A 19,581-nucleotide genomic window follows, 5' to 3' on the forward strand; every position below is an offset into this window, starting at 1 on the left:
CGTCTCTCTTCACCTCTCCCCGCCTGCGGGGAGAGGTCGGATCGCGCTTGCGATCCGGGTGAGGGGGTACAGGTCCCTCAACCATCTCACCCGCGGAGAGAAGCCCCTCACCCCAACCCTCTCCCCGCAAGAGCGGGGCGAGGGAGCGCACCTGCTACGTCGCCGCCACCGGCTCCGCCAGCACGCAGCGCGCTGCCCGGCCCGGGCCGACCTCCACATTGGCCGGCAATTGCTCCAGGCAGCGCGGCTCGGCGAGCTTGCAGCGGGGGGCGAAGGAGCAGTTGTGGGGTTTTTCGGCCAGCGACGGCGGGGTGCCGGGGATGGTTTCCAGCCGCTGGCCGCGCTTGGCGCCGTGGATGGTGGAGGCGAGCAGGCCTTTGGCGTAGGGATGCACCGGGGTGCGGACGATGTCGCGAAGCGTGCCCTGCTCCACGATCTGGCCGGCATACATCACCGCAACGCGGTCACAGATCTCGATGGCGACGCCGATGTCGTGGGTGACGAAGATGACGGACATGCCGAACTCGCGCTGCAATTCGCGCAACAACAGCAGGATCTGGATCTGCACGGTGGCATCGAGCGCCGTGGTCGGCTCGTCCGCCAGCAGTATCTTTGGACGGCAGGCCAGCGCCAGCGCGATCATCGCGCGCTGGCGCATGCCGCCGGACATTTCGTGCGGATAGGCATCCAACCGCCGCTTGGCCGAGGGAATGCGGACCACCTCAAGCATCTCCAGCGCGCGCGCCCGCCCTTCCGCAAAGCTCTTGCCTTCATGGCGAACGACGCTCTCGGCGATCTGCGCACCGATGGTGTAGACCGGATCGAGCGCGAGCGCGGGCTCCTGGAAGATCATCGACACGGTCTGGCCGCGGAACGACGACAGCTGCTCGTCGTTCATGGCGAGCACGTCCTGGCCCATGACATTGACCTTGCCCGTGATCTGCGTGCGCTTCTTCGGCAACAGCCGCATCAGCGCGCGCAGGGTCACGCTCTTGCCCGAGCCGGACTCGCCGAGCAGGCCCAGCACCTCGCCGTCACCGAGCGAGAGATTGAGATCGTTCACGGCGTAGACCGTGCGCTCTCCGGTGAAGCGGATATTGAGGCCCGAGATCTCGACAAGTTTTGTCATGACGGCAATTTCGGCAATCGATCGTGATAATCGGTGACGCGCTGGAAGGCGGCGCCGATGGTGAGCAGGGTCGCTTCATCGAAGGAGCGGCCGATGAGCTGCATGCCGACCGGCAGGCCGCTCCTGGTGAAGCCCGAGGGCACGGTGAGCGACGGCAGGCCCAGGAAATTCACCGGGCGGGTGAACAGCGTCAGGCGCTGCACCATCGCCGGCGCGTTCGGGCCGCCGCCGACATCGCTCTCCTCGATCGTCGGTGCCGGCACCGGCGAGGCCGGCGCGATGATCGCGTCGACGCCGGCAGTCGCAGCGTTGTGCGCGGCGAGCGCCGGACCACGCCAGCGCATCGCTTCGAGATAGGTGATGGCGGGAACGGCGAGACCGTTCTGCAGCCGCATCAGAACCTGCGGGCCATAATCCTGCGGCCGCTCGATCATCCAGCGCTTGTGGAAGGCGGCAGCTTCCGCCGCGAGCACGAGCTGGCTCGCCGAATTCAATTGCCTCTGGTCGGGCAGCTCGACCGTGACGATGTCGGCGCCCTCGCGCTTGAGCACCGCGATGGTCTCGTCCAGCACGCGCGCGACCTCGCTGTCGAGATCGTCGACATAGAAGGATGCGGGCACGCCGATCTTCAGACCCTTGAGCGAGCCCTTGGTCGCGCCGACATAATCGGACAGCGGCTCGTGGCTGCAGGTTGAATCCGCGGGATCCGCGCCGGCCATCAGCGCCAACAGCAGCGCGCAATCTTCCGCCGTGCGGGCGAGCGGGCCGACCGTGTCGAGCGATTGCGACAGCGGCATCGCGCCGGCGCGGCTGACGCGGCCGACCGTGGTCTTCAGTCCCGTCACGCCGCAGAAATGCGCGGGCATGCGGATCGAGCCGCCGGTGTCGGAGCCGAGCGCCGCAAAGGTCAGGCGCGCGGCGACCGCCGAACCGGAGCCCGAGGACGAGCCGCCGGTAATATGCGCGACGTTCCAGGGATTGCGCACCGGGCCGTAATGGGCGTTGTGCCCGGTCGGGCCATAGGCGAACTCCGCAAGATGCAGCGTGCCGAGGCGGACCTGACCGGCATCCTTCAGCCGCTGAAGCGCGGTCGAAGTGACTGTCGGCACGAAATCGCGTCGGATCAGCGAGCCGCAGGTCGAGACCTTGCCGGCGTCGTAATACATGTCCTTGTGCGCGAGCGGCACGCCGTGCAGCGGTCCACGGACATTGCCCTTGGCAAGCTCTGCGTCGGCGGCTTCGGCCGCCTTCAGAGCCGCCTCGGCCTCGATCAACATGAAGGCGTTGAGATGCGGCTGCCATTGCGCGATCCGGTGCAGCAGCGCGCGCGTCACCTCATGCGAGGACACCTGCTTCATCGCGATCGCACGCGCGACCTCGGTGAGCGTCATCAATGCGGGTTCGGTGCTCATTTCGACACCTTCTGCGTCTGCGCGATCGGATAGAGCGCCGGCTCGAGGTCGAACGGCAGCGTGCCGGCGATGGCTTCAAAGCCCTCGAAAGCGGGCCCGATGGAGTTGGAGATACGCGTTGCGATCTGATCGTCCACGGGAATGCCCGAGACTTGCGCGATCGGCTTGATCTCTTTCGGTGTCGGTCTTGTCATGCTGTTTCCTCTGCGGGCGCGCGGCTGTGGCCTGAACCCGGAATCGCCATGTAGCACGCGGCCTCGTGGCCCATCTTATCGAGCGCGGTGAGCTTTGGTGTCGCATTTGCGCAGAGCGGCTCCGCAAACGGACAACGGGTGTGGAAGCGGCAGCCCGAGGGCGGATCGATCGGATTGGGCGGATCGCCGGTGATCGGCGGCTTCTCGGTGCGCTTATCAGGGTCGGATGACGGCATCGCAGCAAGCAGCGCGCGGGTGTAGGGGTGTGCGGGGCTGTCCCAGACCTGATCGACCGGGCCGAGCTCGACGACCTCGCCGAGATACATCACCAGCACGCGGTCCGAGATGTAGCGGACGACGTTGAGGTCGTGGCTGATGAAGAGATAGGTCAGCCCGAATTCGCGTTTGAGATCGGCGAGCAGGTTCAGCACCTGCGCCTCGACGGATTTGTCGAGCGCGGAGACGGCTTCGTCGAGGATCACCAGCCGTGGCGACAGCGCCAGCGCCCGCGCGATGTTGACGCGCTGGCGCTGGCCGCCGGAGATCTCGTGCGGGTAGCGGTTGGCGAAGTTTTCGGGGCGCAGGCCGACCTTGCCGAGCAGCTCGCGCGCGAGTGCCCGCGCGGTGCCGTCGGCCATGCCGTGCACCTTGGGGCCGAAGGCGATCGATTCCTCGATGGTCAGGCGCGGATTGAGCGAGGCGTAGGAGTCCTGGAACACCATCTGCATGCCGCGGCGCAGCTCGCGCAAGCTCAGCGACTGCCCGACGGTCATGCCGTCATAGATGATGTCGCCGGTGTCGCGCGGCATCAGATGCATCAGCAGCCGCGCGGTGGTGGATTTGCCGCAGCCGGATTCGCCGACGATGCCAACGGTCTCACCCTTGGCGACGGAGAAGGAGACGTTGTCCACGGCACGGACAGTGCGTTTCGCAGCGAACAGTCCGCCACGCACCGGGAAGTGCTTTGTCAGGCCATTGACCTGGAGCAGCGGCTGCGCGACGCCGCCGCGGTCTTCGACCTGCTCCAGCATTTCGACGGATGTGTTGGTCTCGCTCATGGCTAGTTCCTGATATCCATGGCGCTGCGCAGGCCGTCCGAGAGCAGATTGAAGCAGATCGACACCGCGAAGATCATCGCGCCCGGCAGTGCCGCGACCCAGGGATTGACGTAGATCGCGGTGCGGAGCGTGTTGAGCATCAGGCCCCATTCCGGCTCCGGCGGCTTGGTGCCGAGACCGAGAAAGGAGAGACCGGCGGCCAGGATCATCGAGACCGAGATGAGACTGGTGGCATAGACGAAGATCGCGCCCAGCACGTTGCCGAGAATGTGCACGCGCATGATGGTGAAGGGACCTGCGCCCGATGCGCGCGCGGCCTCGACGAAATCCATGTTGCGCACGCCGGTCGTGACGCTCTCGGCGACGCGGGTGATCTGCGGCACGAACACGATGGTCAGCGCCACGATGGAGTTGAGAATGCCCGCGCCGAGCGCACCGGAGATCGCGATCGCCAGCAGCACCGAGGGAAAGGCGTAGAACACGTCGACCGTGCGCATGATCGCGGTGTTGAGCTTGCCGCCGACATAGCCGGCAATGATGCCGAGCGACGTGCCGAAGCAGAAGGCGAGGATCACGGGCAGGATGCCGATGACCAGCGACAGCCGCCCGCCATAGACGAGGCGAGCCAGCATGTCGCGGCCAAGCTCGTCGGTGCCGAGCGGATAGCCCACCGTGCCGATGTGCCGCAGGCGGCGGATCATCGAGCCCTTGTAGGGGTCTTCGAGACCGAGCCACGGGGCGAAGATCGCGGAGAGGAAGATCAGCAGCAGCACCAGCGCGCAGGCCATGCTGACCTTGTCGCGCGTGATGCGGCGGCCGACGGTCGCCCAATAGCCGCGCGCCTTGGTGGCGGGTGCGGCCTGCAGCGCGGCGTCGGCGGTGGCAGTCAAAGGAAGCTCGCTCATCGCTAGCCCCGCTTGATGCGCGGATCGATCGCGGCTTGCGCGATGTCGACCAGCAGATTGAGGAAGACGAAAAACAGCGCCAGGATCAGGATCGTGCCCTGCAGCAGCGGCAGATCGCGCTGGAAGATCGCGGAATTGAGCAGGAAGCCCGAGCCCGGCCAGGAGAACACGGTCTCGATCAGGATCGAGCCGCCGAGCATATAACCCAACTGGAGTCCCATCACCGCCAGCGCAGTCGGCGCGGCGTTCTTGATGACGTGGCGAAACACGCCGCGCTCATGCAGGCCCTTTGCGCGCAATGCCTCGACGAAGTCCTGCGAGAGGATGTCGCCGGTCAGCGCGCGCACGGTGCGGGTGACGATGCCCATCGGGATCACCGATGTCGTGATCGCCGGCAGAACGAGATATTTCAGGTGCGCCCAGTCCCAGGCCCAGGAGTTGGAGCCGTTCGGCCCGGCGCCGACCGCGGGCAACCAGTTGAGCTGCACCGAGAAGATGATGACCAGCACCATGCCGAGCCAATAATGCGGCACGGACACGCCGGCGATGGCAAAGGAGGTCGCGACCTTGTCGATCCAGGTCTCGCGGAAATAGCCGGCGATCAGGCCGAGCAGGATGCCCATGGTGAAGCCGATGATGGCAGCCGCAATCGCGAGCGTGACGGTGTTGCTGACCGCGCGCATGACTTCGGCCAGCACCGGACGCCCCGTCGCGATGGAATTGCCGAGATCGCCATGCAGCGCGCGCAGCAGCCAGAGGCCGAACTGCACCGGCAGCGGACGGTCGAAGCCATACGCGGCACGAAGCTGCGCGGCGAGCTCCTGCGAGGCATCTGCGGGGAGCACCGCGACGAGCGGATCGCCCGGCGTGATGTGCACGAGCAGAAAGCACACCAGCGCGACGCTGATGACGATCGGAATAACGTAGACGATACGTCTGGCGGTATAGGCGAGCACTGGTCTTCTTTCTTCCTTCTCCCCTTGTGGGAGAAGGTGGCGTAGGCCGCCTCTGGCGGCCGTTTTAAAGAACGACGCCGAAGCGGAGCTTCGGCTACGGCGCCGGATGAGGGGTATCTGTCCGCGGAGATTATTGCATCGATGGAGAGGTCCGCATCCGCGGAGAGAGACCCCTCACCCGGCTTCGCTGAAGCGAAGCCACCCTCTCCCGCAAGGGGAGAGGGTGCACTGAGCTTGTGGCGCGAACTACTTCATCGACACCAGCGAGAAGTCGATGAACCAGCTCTTCGGCTGCACCACGCCCGTGACCTTCGGGCTGATGGCGCGGGGGCCGACGTCGTGGGCGACATAGAGGAAGGCGGCGTCGTCGACGGAGGCCGCATGCAACTCGGCGAGCGCGGCGTCACGCGCGGCGGGATCGAAGGTCTGGCGTGCCTTCTTCACCAGCTCGTCGAACTTGGGGTTGTTGATGAAGCCCCAATTGTTCGAGACCGGCGGCGCCATGGTCGACTGCAGGAAGCGCACCAGCGCGAAGAACGGGTCCATCGCCGCATAGGTGACGTTGGTCGCGTTCGAGCCGTTGGCGCTGGGATCCTTGGCGCCGCGTCGCCAGTTGGTGAACAGCGTGTTCCACTCGATGACGTCGAGCTGCACATCGAAGTAGCACTCGGCCAGTGCCTGCTGCAGATATTCGTTCATCGGCAGCGGCTGCATCTGGCCCGAGCCGGAGGCCGATGTCTGGATCTTCACCGTCAGCTTCTTGCTCGGACCGAAGCCGGCCTCCTGCATCAGCTTCTGCGCCGCCGCCTTGTCGTACTTGATCTCGAAGGTCGGCTTGCCGCGCCAGGGATGGCCGGGCTCGAAGGTGCCGGTCGCCGGCACCATCAGGCCGGCGAGCAGGCCGTCCTTGAGGCCTTCGCGATCGACGCAAAGGTTGGCGGCCTTGCGGACGCGGATGTCGTTCCAGGGCGAGCCTTCGATGCGCGAGAACTGCCACGGCCAGACATGCGGCTGCTCATTGGCGTACAGCTTGAAGCCGCGCTGCTTCAATTCGGGCAGCGCGTCGGGCGCGGGCGCCTCGACCCAGTCGACCTGCCCGGAGAGCAGCGCCGCAGTGCGGGCATTCGCTTCCGGCATCGGCAAGAGCACCATCTTGTCGACCTTGGGCACGCGCGCCTTGTCCCAATAATTCGCGTTCTTCACCAGCTCGAGCCGCTCGCGCGGGGTGAAGCTCGCCATCTTCCACGGGCCGGTGCCGGCGGCGTCCTTGGCGAACGCAGTCCAGGCGGCCTGCGACTTCGCCTTGGCGTCGGCGCCTTCGGCCTTGTCGTAGAAGGCCTGCCACTTCGCCGGGCTCGCCATGAAGAGATTGGTGAGGTTGATCGGCAGGAAGCTGTCGGGCTCCTTGGTGGTGAGCTCGACCGTCATGTCGTCGATCTTCTTCGCGGAGGCCAGCGTCGGCATGCGCGAGGCGGTGACGCCGACCTGGCTGGCGTCGAACTGCGGCGCATCCTGCTTCAGCACCTTCTCGACGTTCCACACCACGGCGTCGGCGTTGAACGGCGAGCCGTCATGGAAGGTGACGCCGGGACGCAGCTTGAACGTCCACTTGGTCTTGTCGGCATCGTCCACCTTCCACTCGGTGGCGAGGCCGGGGATCACCACACTCGCCTTGTCGGCGGAGGACAGGTCCCAGCCGGTCAGCGCGTCATACATGGTGAGGCCGGTGAAGCGATTGCCTTCAAAACCCTGATCGGGCTGGCCGAGCGTGCGCGGAATATCGGCAGCGGTCATACCGATGCGCAGCACAGTCTCTGCGCTCGCGACGCGCGGCCAGGCGGCCGCCGTCGTCAGGGCCAGCGCAGCAACCAGCGCCGCGCGTGTCGTCATCTTCATAAGCATCGCCTCAGTCCTCTTCCGGCTTTCGATGATTAATTTTGATGCAATCGTATGCAATGGCTATGCCAAGGAGATACTTATTCTGCAAATTGCCCCTGCGGCGACAAGTCCTTGTGATCAGATCAAGGCAACGCCGCAGCTTTGCCTATTCTGGCATCAAGATTGCACGTTTGGCCCCGAATTCTCCCTTGAATTTTCCCCTGGAGCCTTGGGCCATGCGTATTCGAATAACGACCTGTCTCGCCGTGCTTGCGCTGGCGGCGTCCGCAATCTCGGCGCGCGCCGAAACGGTGGTGCGCTATGGCATCTCGATGGCGGATATCCCGCTGACGACCGGCCAGCCCGATCGCGGCGCCGGCGCCTATCAGTTCACGGCCTACACCATCTACGATCCGCTGGTGGCCTGGGAAATGGACGTCGCCGACCGCCCGGGCAAGCTGGTGCCGGGCCTCGCCACCGAATGGAAGGTCGATGACACCGACAGGACCAAGTGGCGCTTCACGCTGCGCAAGGGCGTGAAGTTTCATGACGGCAGCGATTTCAACGCCGATGCGGTGATCTGGAATCTGGACAAGGTGCTCAACGACAAGGCGCCGCAATTCGACAAGCGGCAGAGCGCGCAGGTGAAAACCCGCCTCCCCTCCGTCGCCAGCTACGCCAAGATCGACGACTTGACAGTGGAGATCACCACCAAGGCGGTCGATTCCTTCTTCCCCTATCAGATGCTGTGGTTCCTGGTGTCGAGCCCGGCGCAGTACGAAAAGCTCGGCAAGGATTGGGACAAGTTCGCGAGCCAGCCCTCCGGCACCGGCCCGTTCAAGCTGACCAAGCTGGTGCCGCGCGAGCTTGCCGAGCTCACCAAGAACCCCGACTACTGGAACAAGAAGCGCATTCCCAAGGCCGACAAGATCGTGTTGGTGCCGATGCCGGAAGCGCTGACGCGCACCAATGCGCTGCTCGCCGGCCAGGTCGATCTGATCGAGACGCCGGCGCCTGACGCCGTGCCGCAGCTCAAGGCCGCCGGCATGAAAATCGTCGACAACGTCACGCCGCACGTCTGGAACTATCATCTCAGCGTGCTGCCGGGCTCGCCCTGGACCGACATCCGCCTGCGCAAGGCACTCAATCTCGCGATCAACCGCGACGAGGTCGTCGGCTTGATGAACGGGCTCGCAAAACCCGCCAAGGGCCAGGTCGACCCGTCGAGCCCGTGGTTCGGCAAGCCGACCTTCGACATCAAATATGATCTCGCCGCCGCCAAGAAGCTGGTCGAGGAAGCCGGCTACTCCAAGGCCAAGCCGCTCAAGACCACCTTCATCATCGCGCAGGGCGGCACCGGCCAGATGCTGTCGCTGCCGATGAACGAATTCCTGCAGCAGAGTTTCAAGGAGATCGGCATCGACATCGACTTCAAGGTGGTCGAGCTCGAGACGCTCTACACGCATTGGCGCAAGGGGGCGGCCGACGAGATGAACGCCGGCATCACGGCCAACAACATCGCCTATGTCACGTCAGATCCGCTCTACGCCATCGTGCGCTTCTTCGCCTCCGACCAGATCGCGCCGGTCGGCGTCAACTGGGGCGGCTACAAGAACCCGAAGGTCGACGCGCTGATCAACGAGGCCAAGCAGACCTTCGATACCACCAAGCAGGACGATCTGATCGCGCAGGCGCATGCGCTGATCGTCGACGACGCCGTGCTGGTCTGGGTCGTGCACGACACCAACCCGCACGCGCTGTCGCCGAAGGTGAAGCAGTTCGTGCAGGCGCAGCACTGGTTCCAGGACCTGACGACGATCGGGATGGAGTGACGCGGCGCGGCGGCAAACACCGCTGCCGTAGAGTGGGCAAAGCGAAGCGTGCCCACCACCGCCGACGAGAAAGACCGTGGGCACGGCGCTACGCGCCTTTGCCCACCCTACGGGAGTCTCTCAATTAAGTTCGTCATCGCGAGCGAAGCGAAGCAATCCAGAATCTCTCCACGGAGACAGTCTGGATTGCTTCGTCGCCAGCGCAAAATTGCTTCGCAATTTTGTCGCGGACTCCTCGCAATGACGGCGGAGGGACTCACTTCCCCCAGCGCAGCGCCAGCGCGTCGCGCTCTTTCGCCAGTTCCAGCAATCCGGCCCGCGTTGCCGGGTGCAGCGGCTGGAGCGGGTGCCGCACGGCTTCGGACTTGATCACGCCGCCGGCCTGCATCATCGCCTTGCAAGCGATCAGGCCGCATTGGCGGTTCTCGTAATTGATCAGCGGCAGCCAGCGCTCATAAGCGGCCTTCGCCTCCTCGCGCTTGCCGGCGAAATAGGGATCGATGATCTGGCGGATGCCGTCGGGATAGCCGCCGCCGGTCATCGCACCGGTGGCGCCGGCGTCGAGATCGGCGAGCAGCGTGATCGCTTCCTCGCCATCCCACGGTCCCTCGATCGCGGCTCCGCCCGCCTCGATCAGACTGCGCAGCTTCGACGCCGCGCCGGGCACCTCGATCTTGAAATAGCGGATGTTGGCGAAGTCGCGCGCCAGCCGCGCCAGCAGCTCGACCGACAGCGGCGTGCCCGCCACCGGCGCATCCTGGATCATGATTGGAATGTTGATCGCGCCCGAGAGCACCTTGAAGAACTCGACGATGCCCTTCTCGGGCACGCGGAAGGTCGCGCCGTGATAGGGCGGCATCACCATCACCATCGCCGCACCGGCGGCTTCCGCCTGCTTGCTGCGCGCCGCACACACGGCGGAGCTGAAATGCGTGGTCGTGACGATGACGGGAACCCGGCCCGCGACATGTTCCAGCACCGCATGCATCACGGTTTCCCGCTCGGCATCGGTGAGCACGAACTGCTCGGAGAAATTCGCGAGGATGCAGAGGCCGTGCGAGCCGGCGTCGATCATGAAATCGATGCAGCGGCGCTGGCCCTCGAGATCGAGCTCGCCGCGCTCGTCGAAGATGGTGGGTGCGACCGGGAACACGCCGCGATAGGGGCGCTGGGCCTTGTGGGGGGTGACCGGCATCGAACTCTCCATCCCTGATATGTCTTACGTCTGTTGCCGCCTGGCGCGGCGGCACAGATGTAGCCGCCGCGCGGACCGGCGGCAATGCCCGCGCGACTTAGGATGCGACTTAGGATGCGACCTGGGATGGAAGAAGTAAGCGGCGTTACGCGGTCTTCACCGCGCCGAGGAAGCCTTCGACCGCGACACGGAGACGATCGGCGTCCGCCGACATCTTCTTCACGGAATCCGACAGCACCGTGCCGGCGTTGCCGGTCTCCTGATTGAGCTTTGCGACGCTGCCGATGGTGTCGGTGACCTCGCGGGTGCCTTGGGCGGCCTGCTGGAAGTTGCGCGAGATCTCGGTGGTCGCCGCGCGCTGCTGCTCCACCGCCGCCGCGATCGCCGTCATCTTCTCGTCGATGCCGCTGATGGCGCCGCCGATCGAGCGGATCGCGATCACGGCCTGACCGGTCGCGCCCTGGATCTCCTCGACCTGCTTCGAGATCTCTTCCGTCGCGGTTGCGGTCTGCGCCGCGAGGCTCTTGACCTCGCCGGCGACCACGGCAAAGCCGCGGCCGGCCTCGCCCGCACGCGCGGCCTCGATGGTGGCGTTGAGCGCGAGCAGATTGGTCTGGCCGGCGATGGCGTGGATCATCTTCACGACTTCGCTGATACGGCTTGCGGTCTGGTCGAGGATCTCGACGGTGGCATTGGTCTGCTCGGCCTGCGCCACGGCCTCGCGGGCCTCGCGCGCGCTCGACTGCACCTGGGCAGAGATCTCGCCGACGGAAGCCGAGAGCTCTTCCGTCGCGGCCGCGATGGTCTCGAGATTGTTGGTCGCCTGTTCCGCTGCGGAGGAGACCGCCGCGGTCTGGCTGCTCGATTCCGAGACCAGCGTGCGCACGTCGGTCGCGGTGGCATCGAGCTCCTTCGCCGACGCCGCGACGCTGTGGATCACCGCCTGCACGGTGTCGTCGAAGCTGCGGCAGGCCTCGTCCACGGTGCCGGAGCGGGCGAGCTGCAGCGCCTGCTGCGATTCACGCTCCTGCCCGAGACGCTCGGCGGTCGCCGCGCTCTCGCGCAGGCTTTCGAGCGCGGTAGCCATGGTGCCGAACTCGTCGGGATAGCGGGATTGCGGCACCGGCGTCGCGTAGTCGCGGGCACCGATCCGCGCGATCGCGTCCAGGATGGCGCGCACCGGGCGCATCAGGCGATTGCGCACCACGTACACGCCGGCCAGCGTCACGGCGAGTGCCATCAGGAAGGCGAGCGACTGCACGATGAGCTTGGTCAGCGCCGTCGTCTGGACGGCCTCGGCGCGCGCGATCGACTGATCGAGCGCCTTGGTCGCCACGCCGACAATGAGCGGGAACGGCGACTGGCAGAACGTGTTCCACTCCGACGCGGGCATCGCGGGCTTGCCGCTGCCGTCAAAATTCCTGGTGAGATCGCCGATCTGCTTCAGGACGCCATCGGTCTTGGCCTGGGCTTCCTTGGCCGCGGTCACCAGGTCCGCACTTACGTCAGGCGCTGCGAGCAATTCGCCCATGCCGGCCCAGCCGGAGGCGATGGTGCCGTCCCATTGCGCCACCGACCGCTTCTGGGCGTCGTCGAGCGGCTTGCTGCTGTTGACGTTCGAGCGAAGGGACGAACAATGGACGCCATAGCGGTCGCGCACCTGCCAGGCGAAGCGGCGGACCTGGATCATGCGGGCGATGTAGGGATCGTTCATCCAGGCGCGGTTCGACACCGCTGTCGAGGCGAGATTCGCGGTGTCGATCACCTTGGTGACGGCGTCGTACCAGGAATTGGTCCGCTCGATCTTGCGCTCGGCGCGCGGACGCTTGGCTTCATCATAGAACAGCTGGAATTGCGGCGCGGCTTCGCCCCAGCGCTGCTTCAGCGTGGAGGCGAGCTCGTCGCGGCGAGCGAATTCGATGGTGGCGAGTGCGGCGATGATCCCGTCATAGCCGCCCTGCTCGGCCTTCTCGGCTTCGGCGAGTTTGGTGCGCGGATCGTCCTCGCCGAGGATGGCGCTCTGGGCATCGCCGCGATTGTTGCGCAGCGACAGCACGCCTTGGAAGATCGCCTTGTCGGCGGCGGCGAGCCGCGCGGTCTCGAGACTGTCGCTGTAGCGCCCGAAGGCCCCGAACATCTGGATCGCCGTCGAGGCGAGCGCGCCGGCGGCCAGCAAGGCCATCAGGGTCAGGAGAAGCGAGCTTACCGATTTCTTAAACATTGCCATAAGTCACAAGGGGCCTACGTCCAGGAGAGGCCACCTTGCACCGCGACATGCCAATGTTTCGTTAAGGTTTTAATCGAATTGCTGCGTCAACCTGTGCGCTTTACGCGACTTTGGTGAAATCGGGCGGGCGGCGCTCCGCAAAAGCCGTAAATGCCTCGCGCGCCTCGGCGGTGCGCAGGCGCTGCGCGAACTGCTCGCCTTCGGCCTGCATCTGCGCGACCAGCGCCTCGCCGTTACGCATCAGCTTCTTGGTGGCGGTGAGCGCGCCGGCCGGCTGGCGGGCGAGCCGCTGCGCCAGCGCGAGTGCCTCGGCATCGAGCTTGTCGAGCGGCACCACGCGGTTGGCGAGGCCCCAATCCAGCGCGGACTTCGCCGGCACGGTCTCGCCGAGCGCGAACATCTCGTAGGCGCGGGCATAGCCGATGCGGGCCGGCATCAGCAGGCTGGAAGCGGCCTCCGGCACCAGCGCGAGGCTGACGAAGGGCGTCGACAATTGCGAATTGTCGGCGAGCACGACGAGGTCGCAATGCAGCAGCATCGTGGTGCCGACGCCGACGGCACGGCCCTGCACGGCGGCGACCAGTGGCCGGGTGCAGCGCGCCAGCGACTGGATGAAGCGGATGACGTTGCGGCTGCCTTCCGACTTGCCGCTCGCCACGGCCGCGAACTCGCCGACATCGTTGCCGGCGGTGAACATGTCGCCCTCGCCGCGGATCAGGATCACGCGAGCGGAGGGATCGAACTCGGCGGATTCGATGGTATCGGCGAGCTTGCCGTACATCGCATCCGTCAGTGCGTTCTTCTTGTCGGGACGCGCCAGCGTGAGGGTGAGAATTCCGTTGTCGTTCTCGACGCGCACATGCTCGGTCATTTGTCTCTCCTTGTTATTCGTCTGAGGCTCTTGGAAACTTGTCCTGAATGCTCGTCAGCCAGCGCGCGACGATGTCGATCTCCGCGCTGGTAAATCCCTCCGTCAGCGCCGCGTTGATCGCGGCGGCCTCAGTCTTTGCCTGCGCCAACACGGTGCGGCCCTTCGGCGTCAGCCACACCCGCCACGCACGGCCGTCCTCGCGATCGGTGCGGCGCTCGACCAGTTTTGCCGCAGCGCTGCGATCGACCAGGCCTGAGATGCCGGCCGGGCCCATGTCCAGCGCCGCGCCCGCCTCGCCCATCAGGACGCCGTCCTGCTTGCCGAGGATGAACAGTAGCCCGGCCTGCGCCGGCGTCACCTCGTTCTCGGGCTGCGCCGACATCCAGCGCTGCAGCCGGCGCTGGGCGACGTTCAGCAGATAGATCAGCCGGTGGTGCCTCGCCGCGGCGTCTTTATTTCGCATGCGAAACATTTAGCCGAGACTGGCCGGCTTGTCAAAACGGCGCCGCTAGGTCGATTTGACGCGGCAGCCGTCCAAAAACAACGCGGCGCAGGTCTGCACCCGGCGCTCGATCTGCTTGCGCGACGGCAGCGGCATGCCGCCATAGATCGCCGCACGCTGCGGCGCCGATGCGACCATGCCGATCAGCATGCCAGCGACCTCATCGGCATCCTCGATCGCGATCCGCTTGCGCTTGACCTGAAGGCGCAGCCAGCCGGCCAGCGCCTTCACGGTGCGAGCAATGCCGTTGTTGTAAAAATTTGCCGCGAGCTCGGGAAATGTCGCGGATTGCTGCAGCACCATGCGCTGCAACGCCACGACTTCAGGATCGAGCGCGAGATCCGCGCACGCCAGCAGCGCGGCGCGCAGTCCGGTGTCGATGTCGACGTCGTCGCTGGCCTGTAGATCCACGGCGGACAGCAGGCGCTCCAGCCGGTCCGCGCACATCGCCTCGAACAAGGCGGCCTTGCCGGGGAACAGGCGATACAGCGTCTTGGTCGAGATGCCGGCGCCGCGCGCGAGTTCTTCCGTGCTGGTCGCGGCATAGCCTTCGGCCGCGAACGTGTGCCGTGCGGCTTCGAGGACGATCTGCTTCGTCTCCTCGTCGCTGCGCACCGGCGGCCGTCCGCGGGGACGGGCTTCACTGTCCGATTTTGCCTGAGCCATGTTTTTAAATGATGCCTGTCATTCCATTGACAATTCCAAAGCTAGTCTCATTTTGGAAATCGTCAAGTTTCCTAATTCAGGGGAGCCGGCCATGACCGTGCACACCAACCCATCTGCAGCCGCCGAGACCGCCCTTCCTGCCTCTGCGCTGGAGGGCGTCCTGCCCGCCAATCCGACCCGCGCCGTCAGGCAAAAGCTCAATCTCCGCAAGCTGTTGCTGACGGGAGCGGCGGCCATCGCGTTGGCCGGCGCCAGCTGGTACGGCTACGATTACTGGACCGTCGGCCAGTATCTCGTCTCCACCGATGACGCCTATGTGAAGGCCGACAACACCACGATCGCGCCGAAGGTCAGCGGCTATCTCAACGGCGTCCTGGTCGCCGATAACGAGCATGTGAAGGCCGGCCAGATCCTCGCCAGGATCGACGACCGCGACTTCCGCGTCGCGCTCGACCAGGCCCGCGCGGATGTCGCCGCCGCCAATGCCACGGTGACGAGCAAGGAAGCCCAGCTCGACGTTCAGGAAGCGGTGATCACCGCGGCAAAGGCGACCATCGACGTCGACAATGCCGCGAAGGTTTTCGCCAAGCAGGAAAACAAGCGCTACACCGACCTTGCCGCAACCGGCTACGGCAGCGTGCAGAATGCGCAGCAGGCGCAGGCCCGCGACGCCGGTGCGGACGCGACGATTGCGCGTGACAACGCCAACCTCATCTCCGCCCAGAAGCAGGTCGATCTGCTCAAGGCCGAGATCGTGCAGGCCAAAGCCGCCGCCGCCCGCGCCGCCGCGATCCAGCAGCAGGCGGAGCTCAATCTCGGCTACACCACGATCGTCTCGCCGATCGACGGCGTCGTCGGCAACCGTTCCCTGCGCGTCGGCCAGTTCGTGCAGGCGGGCACGCAGCTGATGTCGATCGTGCCGGCCGAGGGCGCCTATGTCGTCGCCAATTTCAAGGAGACGCAGCTCACCCATGTCGCACCGGGCCAGACCGTCGATATCGAGGTCGACATGTTCCCGGGCCAGGTTGTTCACGGCCGCGTCGATTCCATCGCGCCGGCCAGCGGCCAGGAATTCGCGCTGCTGCCGCCTGACAACGCCACCGGCAATTTCACCAAGGTGGTGCAGCGCATCCCCGTCAAGATCGTGCTCGATGGCAAGCATGGAGCCGCGATCGCGCTGCGGCCCGGCATGTCCGTGATCCCGACCATTGCAACACGTTCGGCCGCGCCGACCGCCAATGCGGACGCCGCAGCAAAGGCCAAGCTCGTTTCCGGAGGGTCGTGCCATGTCAAACAGCCTCTCACTTTCGACGCAAGCCACACCGGCCGCGACGTCTAATAGCGTCGCCGTCGATCCCAATCGCGCGAGCGCCGCGACCTGGATTGCCGTGCTCGCCGCCATGATCGGCTCGTTCATGGCGATCCTGAATATCCAGATCACCAACGCCTCGCTCGCCAACATCGAGGGCGGCATCGGCACCGGCGCCGACAACGGCTCCTGGATCTCGACGTCGTACCTGATCGGCGAGATCATCGTGATCCCGCTGACCGACTACCTGAGCCGCGTGTTCTCGTTCCGCCACTACATGCTGGCGAGCGCGACGCTGTTCGCGGCGTTCTCGGTCGCCTGCGCCTTCACGCATGACCTGCCGTCGATGATCGCGATGCGCGGCCTGCAGGGCTTTGCCGGCGGCGTGCTGATCCCGATGGCGTTCACGCTGGTGCTGACCAAGCTGCCGAAGCCGCAGCAACCTGTTGGCCTTGCGATCTTCGCGCTGTCCGTCACTTTCGCCCCCGCGATCGGCCCGACCATCGGCGGCTATCTCACCGAGACCTATGGCTGGCGCACCATCTTCTTCGTCAACGTGATCCCGACCGCCGTCATGGTGGCGGCGCTCTACATGACGCTGGAACGGCAGAAGATGCAGCTCGGGCTTTTGAAGGACGGCGACTGGGCCGGCATCGTCACCATGGCGATCGGACTGTCGGCGCTGCAGGCCGTGCTCGAGGAAGGCAACAAGGACGACTGGTTCTCCTCGCCCTTCATCGTCAAGCTGGCGATCATCGCAGCCGTCAGCCTGACGCTGTTCGTCACGATCGAGCTCACGATCGAGAAGCCGCTGATCCGGCTGCGCCTGCTGACGCAGCGCAATTTCGGCTTCGGCACCATCGCGATGACGATGGTCGGCTTCGCATTGTTCGGCTCGGTCTACATCCTGCCCGCCTATCTCGGCCAGGCCCAGGGCTACAATGCCGAGCAGATCGGCAACGTGCTGGCCTGGACCGGCTTGCCGCAGCTCGTGCTGATCCCGCTGATCCCGAAACTGATGCAGCGCTTTGACACACGCTACATCGCCATCACCGGCCTCCTGATCTTCGCCTATAGCTGCTTCATGAACACGGCGATGTCACCGGACTATGCCGGCGACCAGCTCTGGATCCCGAACATCGTGCGCGCCGTCGGCCAGGCCATGGTGCTGACGCCGCTGACCTCGGTGCTGACAGGCGGCATCGCGCCCCAGGACGCAGCCGCGGCCTCCGGCATCAGCAACATGTTCCGCAATCTCGGCGGCGCGATCGGTACGGCGACGCTTGCCACCATCATCACCAAGCGCGAGCAATTCCACTCCAACATCATCGGCCAGTCGGTCACGCTCGGCCGCGAGGAGGTCCGCACCCGCATCGCGCAGATGACGGACTACTTCATGGCTCACGGCGTGCCGGACCCCCACGCCGCGCGCGAGCAGGCCATCATCGCGCTCGGCAAGACGGTAAAGCGCCAGGCGCTGGTGATGGGCTATTCCGATGCCTTTGCGGTGATCGGCGTGGTTCTGGTACTCGCCGCGATTGCGGTGCTGCTGACGCGACGGGTGAAGGCCGCGGGCGGGGGTGGCGCGCATTAGCGGCTCGCCCATCGATTGCAATTTGTCGCGGCCGTCACGCTTGACGGCCGCTTCTTTTTATGTTCCCTATTCGTTCTGTTCTAGTTATAGTTGTAGTGGGGTTCATTTCATGACGGGTAATGCGCGCGGCGAGCGTGAGCCGACTCAGCTCGTGATTTACAATGATGACGAGACGCCAGATGAGTTCGTCATCGGTCTGCTCCGTCAGGTTTTCGGCAAGACAGACCGGGAAGCCGCCGCGCTGATGACACTCATCGAGCGTGAAGAGAAAGTCGCCTGCGGTCCCTACCCTCAATCGGTCGCGGAGGCGCTGTTCAAATCGGCCAAACAATATGTCTGGCTCGGCCAGCATCCCCTGAAGATCACGCTCGAAGAGATCAAGCCCCCCTGCGAGCTCTGTGGCAAGCCGAAGGGACAGACGGATGTTCGCGTCGGCAACCGCACGGTCTGGCTATGCAGCGACTGTATTCGCGCAGCGGATACCGTGAGCGCGCCGGCAGAGCCGGAAAAGGAATTCGAACACGCTTGCGATGTGCTAGGCTGGCACTTTACCGACGTCCCGCGGAGCAAGCTCGTAACCACTATCCGCCAGTTTCCTGGACATATGCGGGTGGATGTCCAGGCGGCGATTGACAGGCTATTCGGCAAGGCCATCCGGCTGTTCGGGCTGAACGAGGAACAGCGCTACGAAACACTGTCGATTTCGCGGCTCCTCCGGGACGGGCGCAATGCGCTGGCGATTGCACCGCTGCAATATTCCGACATCGATGTCGGCGAGACGAGCCCCGTCAAATGCCTCGATAACGGCCTGTGGCTGTGCGAGCAGGACGGCCTGCGTTATGCCGTCTTGCTCAGCGCACATCGCGAATTCAGCCGCGAGCCGGGCATTCGTCTTGAAATCATCATGCCTGTGGGCACCGCGGGCGCAATCCTCGTCCAGCAATGTTTTGGCGAGTTGGAACAGGCCGTGCAAGCCGCCCGCAGCTATCGCGGCAAGATCCTCTCGCTTGATGCCGATTCCGACTATCGCGGCTACTCGCGCGGCATCACTGTGCATCGATTGCCGCCGATCGCCCGGGACGAGGTGATCTTGCCGGAGCGAACCCTGCGACTACTCGATCGCAACGTGCTGACCTTCGTTGGCACCCGCGAGCAGTTACGGCGACTTGGCCAATCCACCCGCAAGGGCATCCTTCTGTACGGCCCGCCCGGCACCGGCAAGACCCATACGATCCGCTATCTCGCAACACATCTGCCCGGGCATACGACGCTGATTATCACCGCCGAGCAGATCGGCCTGCTCGGCGCCTATATGAGCCTGGCACGGCTGCTCCAGCCGTCGATGGTGGTGATCGAGGATGTCGATCTCATCGCCCGCGACCGCGACGACATGGGGCCGTGCGAGGAATCCATGCTGAACAAGCTGCTCAACGAGATGGACGGGCTGAAAGAGGACGCGGACATCCTGTTCGTCCTGACCACCAACCGGCCCGAAGACCTCGAAGGCGCCCTCGCCGGTCGCCCCGGCCGTATCGATCAGGCGATCGAAGTGCCGCTCCCTGACGAGACCGGCCGCGACAAGCTGGTCCGGCTCTACGGCAAAGGATTGCCGCTCGACGAAGCGGTCATCGCCGAGGCAGCCCGACGCAGCGAGGGCACGAGTTGCGCGTTCATCAAGGAGTTGATGCGCCGCCTGGCGCAGGCCAGCCTCGCGCGCGACGGCGGCAACTCGGTGACGTCAGCCGATATCGACGAGGCGCTCGACGACATGCTGTTCTCCGGCGGCCGGCTCAATGCGCGATTGCTTGGCGGCGCCCAAGCGATGGCGACGGGGTAAATCAGCCGCCGTCGCG

Annotated in this window: 16 protein-coding genes; 4 read left to right on the forward strand and 12 right to left on the reverse strand. The window is 65.3% G+C overall.

Annotation, left to right across the window (positions count from 1 at the left end; translation table 11 throughout):
- Positions 1-154: 154 nt before the first annotated feature.
- The 7 genes from RAD16_RS36085 to RAD16_RS36115 all read right to left on the reverse strand — a co-directional run bounded on the left by RAD16_RS36085 (position 155) and on the right by RAD16_RS36115 (position 7,556).
- The gene (locus RAD16_RS36085; RefSeq protein WP_458162626.1) at positions 155-1,129 is read right to left on the reverse strand and encodes an ABC transporter ATP-binding protein; all 975 of its coding nucleotides are present in this window, start codon (positions 1,127-1,129) and stop codon (positions 155-157) included.
- The gene (locus RAD16_RS36090; RefSeq protein WP_458162627.1) at positions 1,126-2,541 is read right to left on the reverse strand and encodes an amidase; all 1,416 of its coding nucleotides are present in this window, start codon (positions 2,539-2,541) and stop codon (positions 1,126-1,128) included. The genes RAD16_RS36085 and RAD16_RS36090 overlap by 4 nt, the downstream gene beginning before the upstream one ends.
- Positions 2,538-2,735 carry a hypothetical protein gene (locus RAD16_RS36095; protein WP_458162628.1) on the reverse strand — a complete coding sequence of 66 codons (198 nt, stop codon included), beginning with the start codon at positions 2,733-2,735 and terminating at the stop codon, positions 2,538-2,540. Before RAD16_RS36095 ends, RAD16_RS36090 begins: the two co-directional genes overlap by 4 nt.
- Positions 2,732-3,793 carry an ABC transporter ATP-binding protein gene (locus RAD16_RS36100; protein WP_458162629.1) on the reverse strand — a complete coding sequence of 354 codons (1,062 nt, stop codon included), beginning with the start codon at positions 3,791-3,793 and terminating at the stop codon, positions 2,732-2,734. Before RAD16_RS36100 ends, RAD16_RS36095 begins: the two co-directional genes overlap by 4 nt.
- Before the next feature lie 2 nt (positions 3,794-3,795).
- On the reverse strand, positions 3,796-4,698 hold the full coding sequence (locus RAD16_RS36105) for an ABC transporter permease (RefSeq protein WP_458162630.1): 903 nt from the start codon (positions 4,696-4,698) through the stop codon (positions 3,796-3,798).
- 2 nt (positions 4,699-4,700) lie between these two features.
- Positions 4,701-5,654 (reverse strand): ABC transporter permease, encoded by a 954-nt coding sequence (locus RAD16_RS36110; protein ID WP_458162632.1) that lies wholly within the window; start codon positions 5,652-5,654, stop codon positions 4,701-4,703.
- A 246-nt stretch (positions 5,655-5,900) separates the two neighbouring features.
- On the reverse strand, positions 5,901-7,556 hold the full coding sequence (locus tag RAD16_RS36115) for an ABC transporter substrate-binding protein (protein WP_458162633.1): 1,656 nt from the start codon (positions 7,554-7,556) through the stop codon (positions 5,901-5,903).
- 212 nt (positions 7,557-7,768) lie between these two features.
- Here RAD16_RS36115 and RAD16_RS36120 point away from each other — a divergent pair, with 212 nt between their 5' ends.
- A complete protein-coding gene (locus RAD16_RS36120) occupies positions 7,769-9,364 on the forward strand; it encodes an ABC transporter substrate-binding protein (RefSeq protein WP_458162635.1) in 1,596 nt (531 codons plus the stop codon).
- A gap of 256 nt (positions 9,365-9,620) precedes the next feature.
- Here the strand turns inward: RAD16_RS36120 and RAD16_RS36125 are convergent, their stop codons facing one another.
- The 5 genes from RAD16_RS36125 to RAD16_RS36145 form a co-directional block, all read right to left on the reverse strand.
- Positions 9,621-10,559 carry a dihydrodipicolinate synthase family protein gene (locus RAD16_RS36125; protein ID WP_458162636.1) on the reverse strand — a complete coding sequence of 313 codons (939 nt, stop codon included), beginning with the start codon at positions 10,557-10,559 and terminating at the stop codon, positions 9,621-9,623.
- A gap of 145 nt (positions 10,560-10,704) precedes the next feature.
- Positions 10,705-12,786 (reverse strand): methyl-accepting chemotaxis protein, encoded by a 2,082-nt coding sequence (locus RAD16_RS36130; protein ID WP_458162638.1) that lies wholly within the window; start codon positions 12,784-12,786, stop codon positions 10,705-10,707.
- Positions 12,787-12,886: 100 nt separating this feature from the next.
- A complete protein-coding gene (locus RAD16_RS36135; RefSeq protein ID WP_458162639.1) occupies positions 12,887-13,657 on the reverse strand; it encodes an enoyl-CoA hydratase in 771 nt (256 codons plus the stop codon).
- A gap of 13 nt (positions 13,658-13,670) precedes the next feature.
- Positions 13,671-14,120, reverse strand: a complete 450-nt coding sequence (locus RAD16_RS36140) for a MarR family winged helix-turn-helix transcriptional regulator (RefSeq protein WP_458162640.1) — start codon at positions 14,118-14,120, stop codon at positions 13,671-13,673.
- A gap of 45 nt (positions 14,121-14,165) precedes the next feature.
- Positions 14,166-14,774, reverse strand: a complete 609-nt coding sequence (locus RAD16_RS36145; protein ID WP_458162641.1) for a TetR/AcrR family transcriptional regulator — start codon at positions 14,772-14,774, stop codon at positions 14,166-14,168.
- Positions 14,775-14,916: 142 nt separating this feature from the next.
- Here RAD16_RS36145 and RAD16_RS36150 point away from each other — a divergent pair, with 142 nt between their 5' ends.
- The 3 genes from RAD16_RS36150 (at position 14,917) to RAD16_RS36160 (ending at position 19,565) form a co-directional block, all read left to right on the forward strand.
- A complete protein-coding gene (locus RAD16_RS36150) occupies positions 14,917-16,164 on the forward strand; it encodes an HlyD family secretion protein (protein ID WP_458162642.1) in 1,248 nt (415 codons plus the stop codon).
- The gene (locus RAD16_RS36155; protein ID WP_458162643.1) at positions 16,112-17,728 is read left to right on the forward strand and encodes a DHA2 family efflux MFS transporter permease subunit; all 1,617 of its coding nucleotides are present in this window, start codon (positions 16,112-16,114) and stop codon (positions 17,726-17,728) included. The genes RAD16_RS36150 and RAD16_RS36155 overlap by 53 nt, the downstream gene beginning before the upstream one ends.
- A 109-nt stretch (positions 17,729-17,837) precedes the next feature.
- On the forward strand, positions 17,838-19,565 hold the full coding sequence (locus RAD16_RS36160; RefSeq protein ID WP_458162644.1) for an ATP-dependent Clp protease adaptor ClpS: 1,728 nt from the start codon (positions 17,838-17,840) through the stop codon (positions 19,563-19,565).
- Positions 19,566-19,581: the final 16 nt, after the last annotated feature.

This window comes from Bradyrhizobium sp. 18BD, from assembly GCF_054185225.1.

Bases quoted from the DNA above. Each gene is read 5' to 3' on its own strand.
- RAD16_RS36140 (WP_458162640.1), bottom strand. From the start codon at position 14,120: ATGCGAAATAAAGACGCCGCGGCGAGGCACCACCGGCTGATCTATCTG.
- RAD16_RS36085 (WP_458162626.1), bottom strand. From the start codon at position 1,129: ATGACAAAACTTGTCGAGATCTCGGGCCTCAATATCCGCTTCACCGGA.
- RAD16_RS36105 (WP_458162630.1), bottom strand. From the start codon at position 4,698: ATGAGCGAGCTTCCTTTGACTGCCACCGCCGACGCCGCGCTGCAGGCC.
- RAD16_RS36160 (WP_458162644.1), top strand. From the start codon at position 17,838: ATGACGGGTAATGCGCGCGGCGAGCGTGAGCCGACTCAGCTCGTGATT.
- RAD16_RS36115 (WP_458162633.1), bottom strand. From the start codon at position 7,556: ATGCTTATGAAGATGACGACACGCGCGGCGCTGGTTGCTGCGCTGGCC.
- RAD16_RS36130 (WP_458162638.1), bottom strand. From the start codon at position 12,786: ATGGCAATGTTTAAGAAATCGGTAAGCTCGCTTCTCCTGACCCTGATG.
- RAD16_RS36155 (WP_458162643.1), top strand. From the start codon at position 16,112: ATGTCAAACAGCCTCTCACTTTCGACGCAAGCCACACCGGCCGCGACG.
- RAD16_RS36150 (WP_458162642.1), top strand. From the start codon at position 14,917: ATGACCGTGCACACCAACCCATCTGCAGCCGCCGAGACCGCCCTTCCT.
- RAD16_RS36125 (WP_458162636.1), bottom strand. From the start codon at position 10,559: ATGCCGGTCACCCCCCACAAGGCCCAGCGCCCCTATCGCGGCGTGTTC.
- RAD16_RS36095 (WP_458162628.1), bottom strand. From the start codon at position 2,735: ATGACAAGACCGACACCGAAAGAGATCAAGCCGATCGCGCAAGTCTCG.
- RAD16_RS36120 (WP_458162635.1), top strand. From the start codon at position 7,769: ATGCGTATTCGAATAACGACCTGTCTCGCCGTGCTTGCGCTGGCGGCG.
- RAD16_RS36090 (WP_458162627.1), bottom strand. From the start codon at position 2,541: ATGAGCACCGAACCCGCATTGATGACGCTCACCGAGGTCGCGCGTGCG.
- RAD16_RS36135 (WP_458162639.1), bottom strand. From the start codon at position 13,657: ATGACCGAGCATGTGCGCGTCGAGAACGACAACGGAATTCTCACCCTC.
- RAD16_RS36100 (WP_458162629.1), bottom strand. From the start codon at position 3,793: ATGAGCGAGACCAACACATCCGTCGAAATGCTGGAGCAGGTCGAAGAC.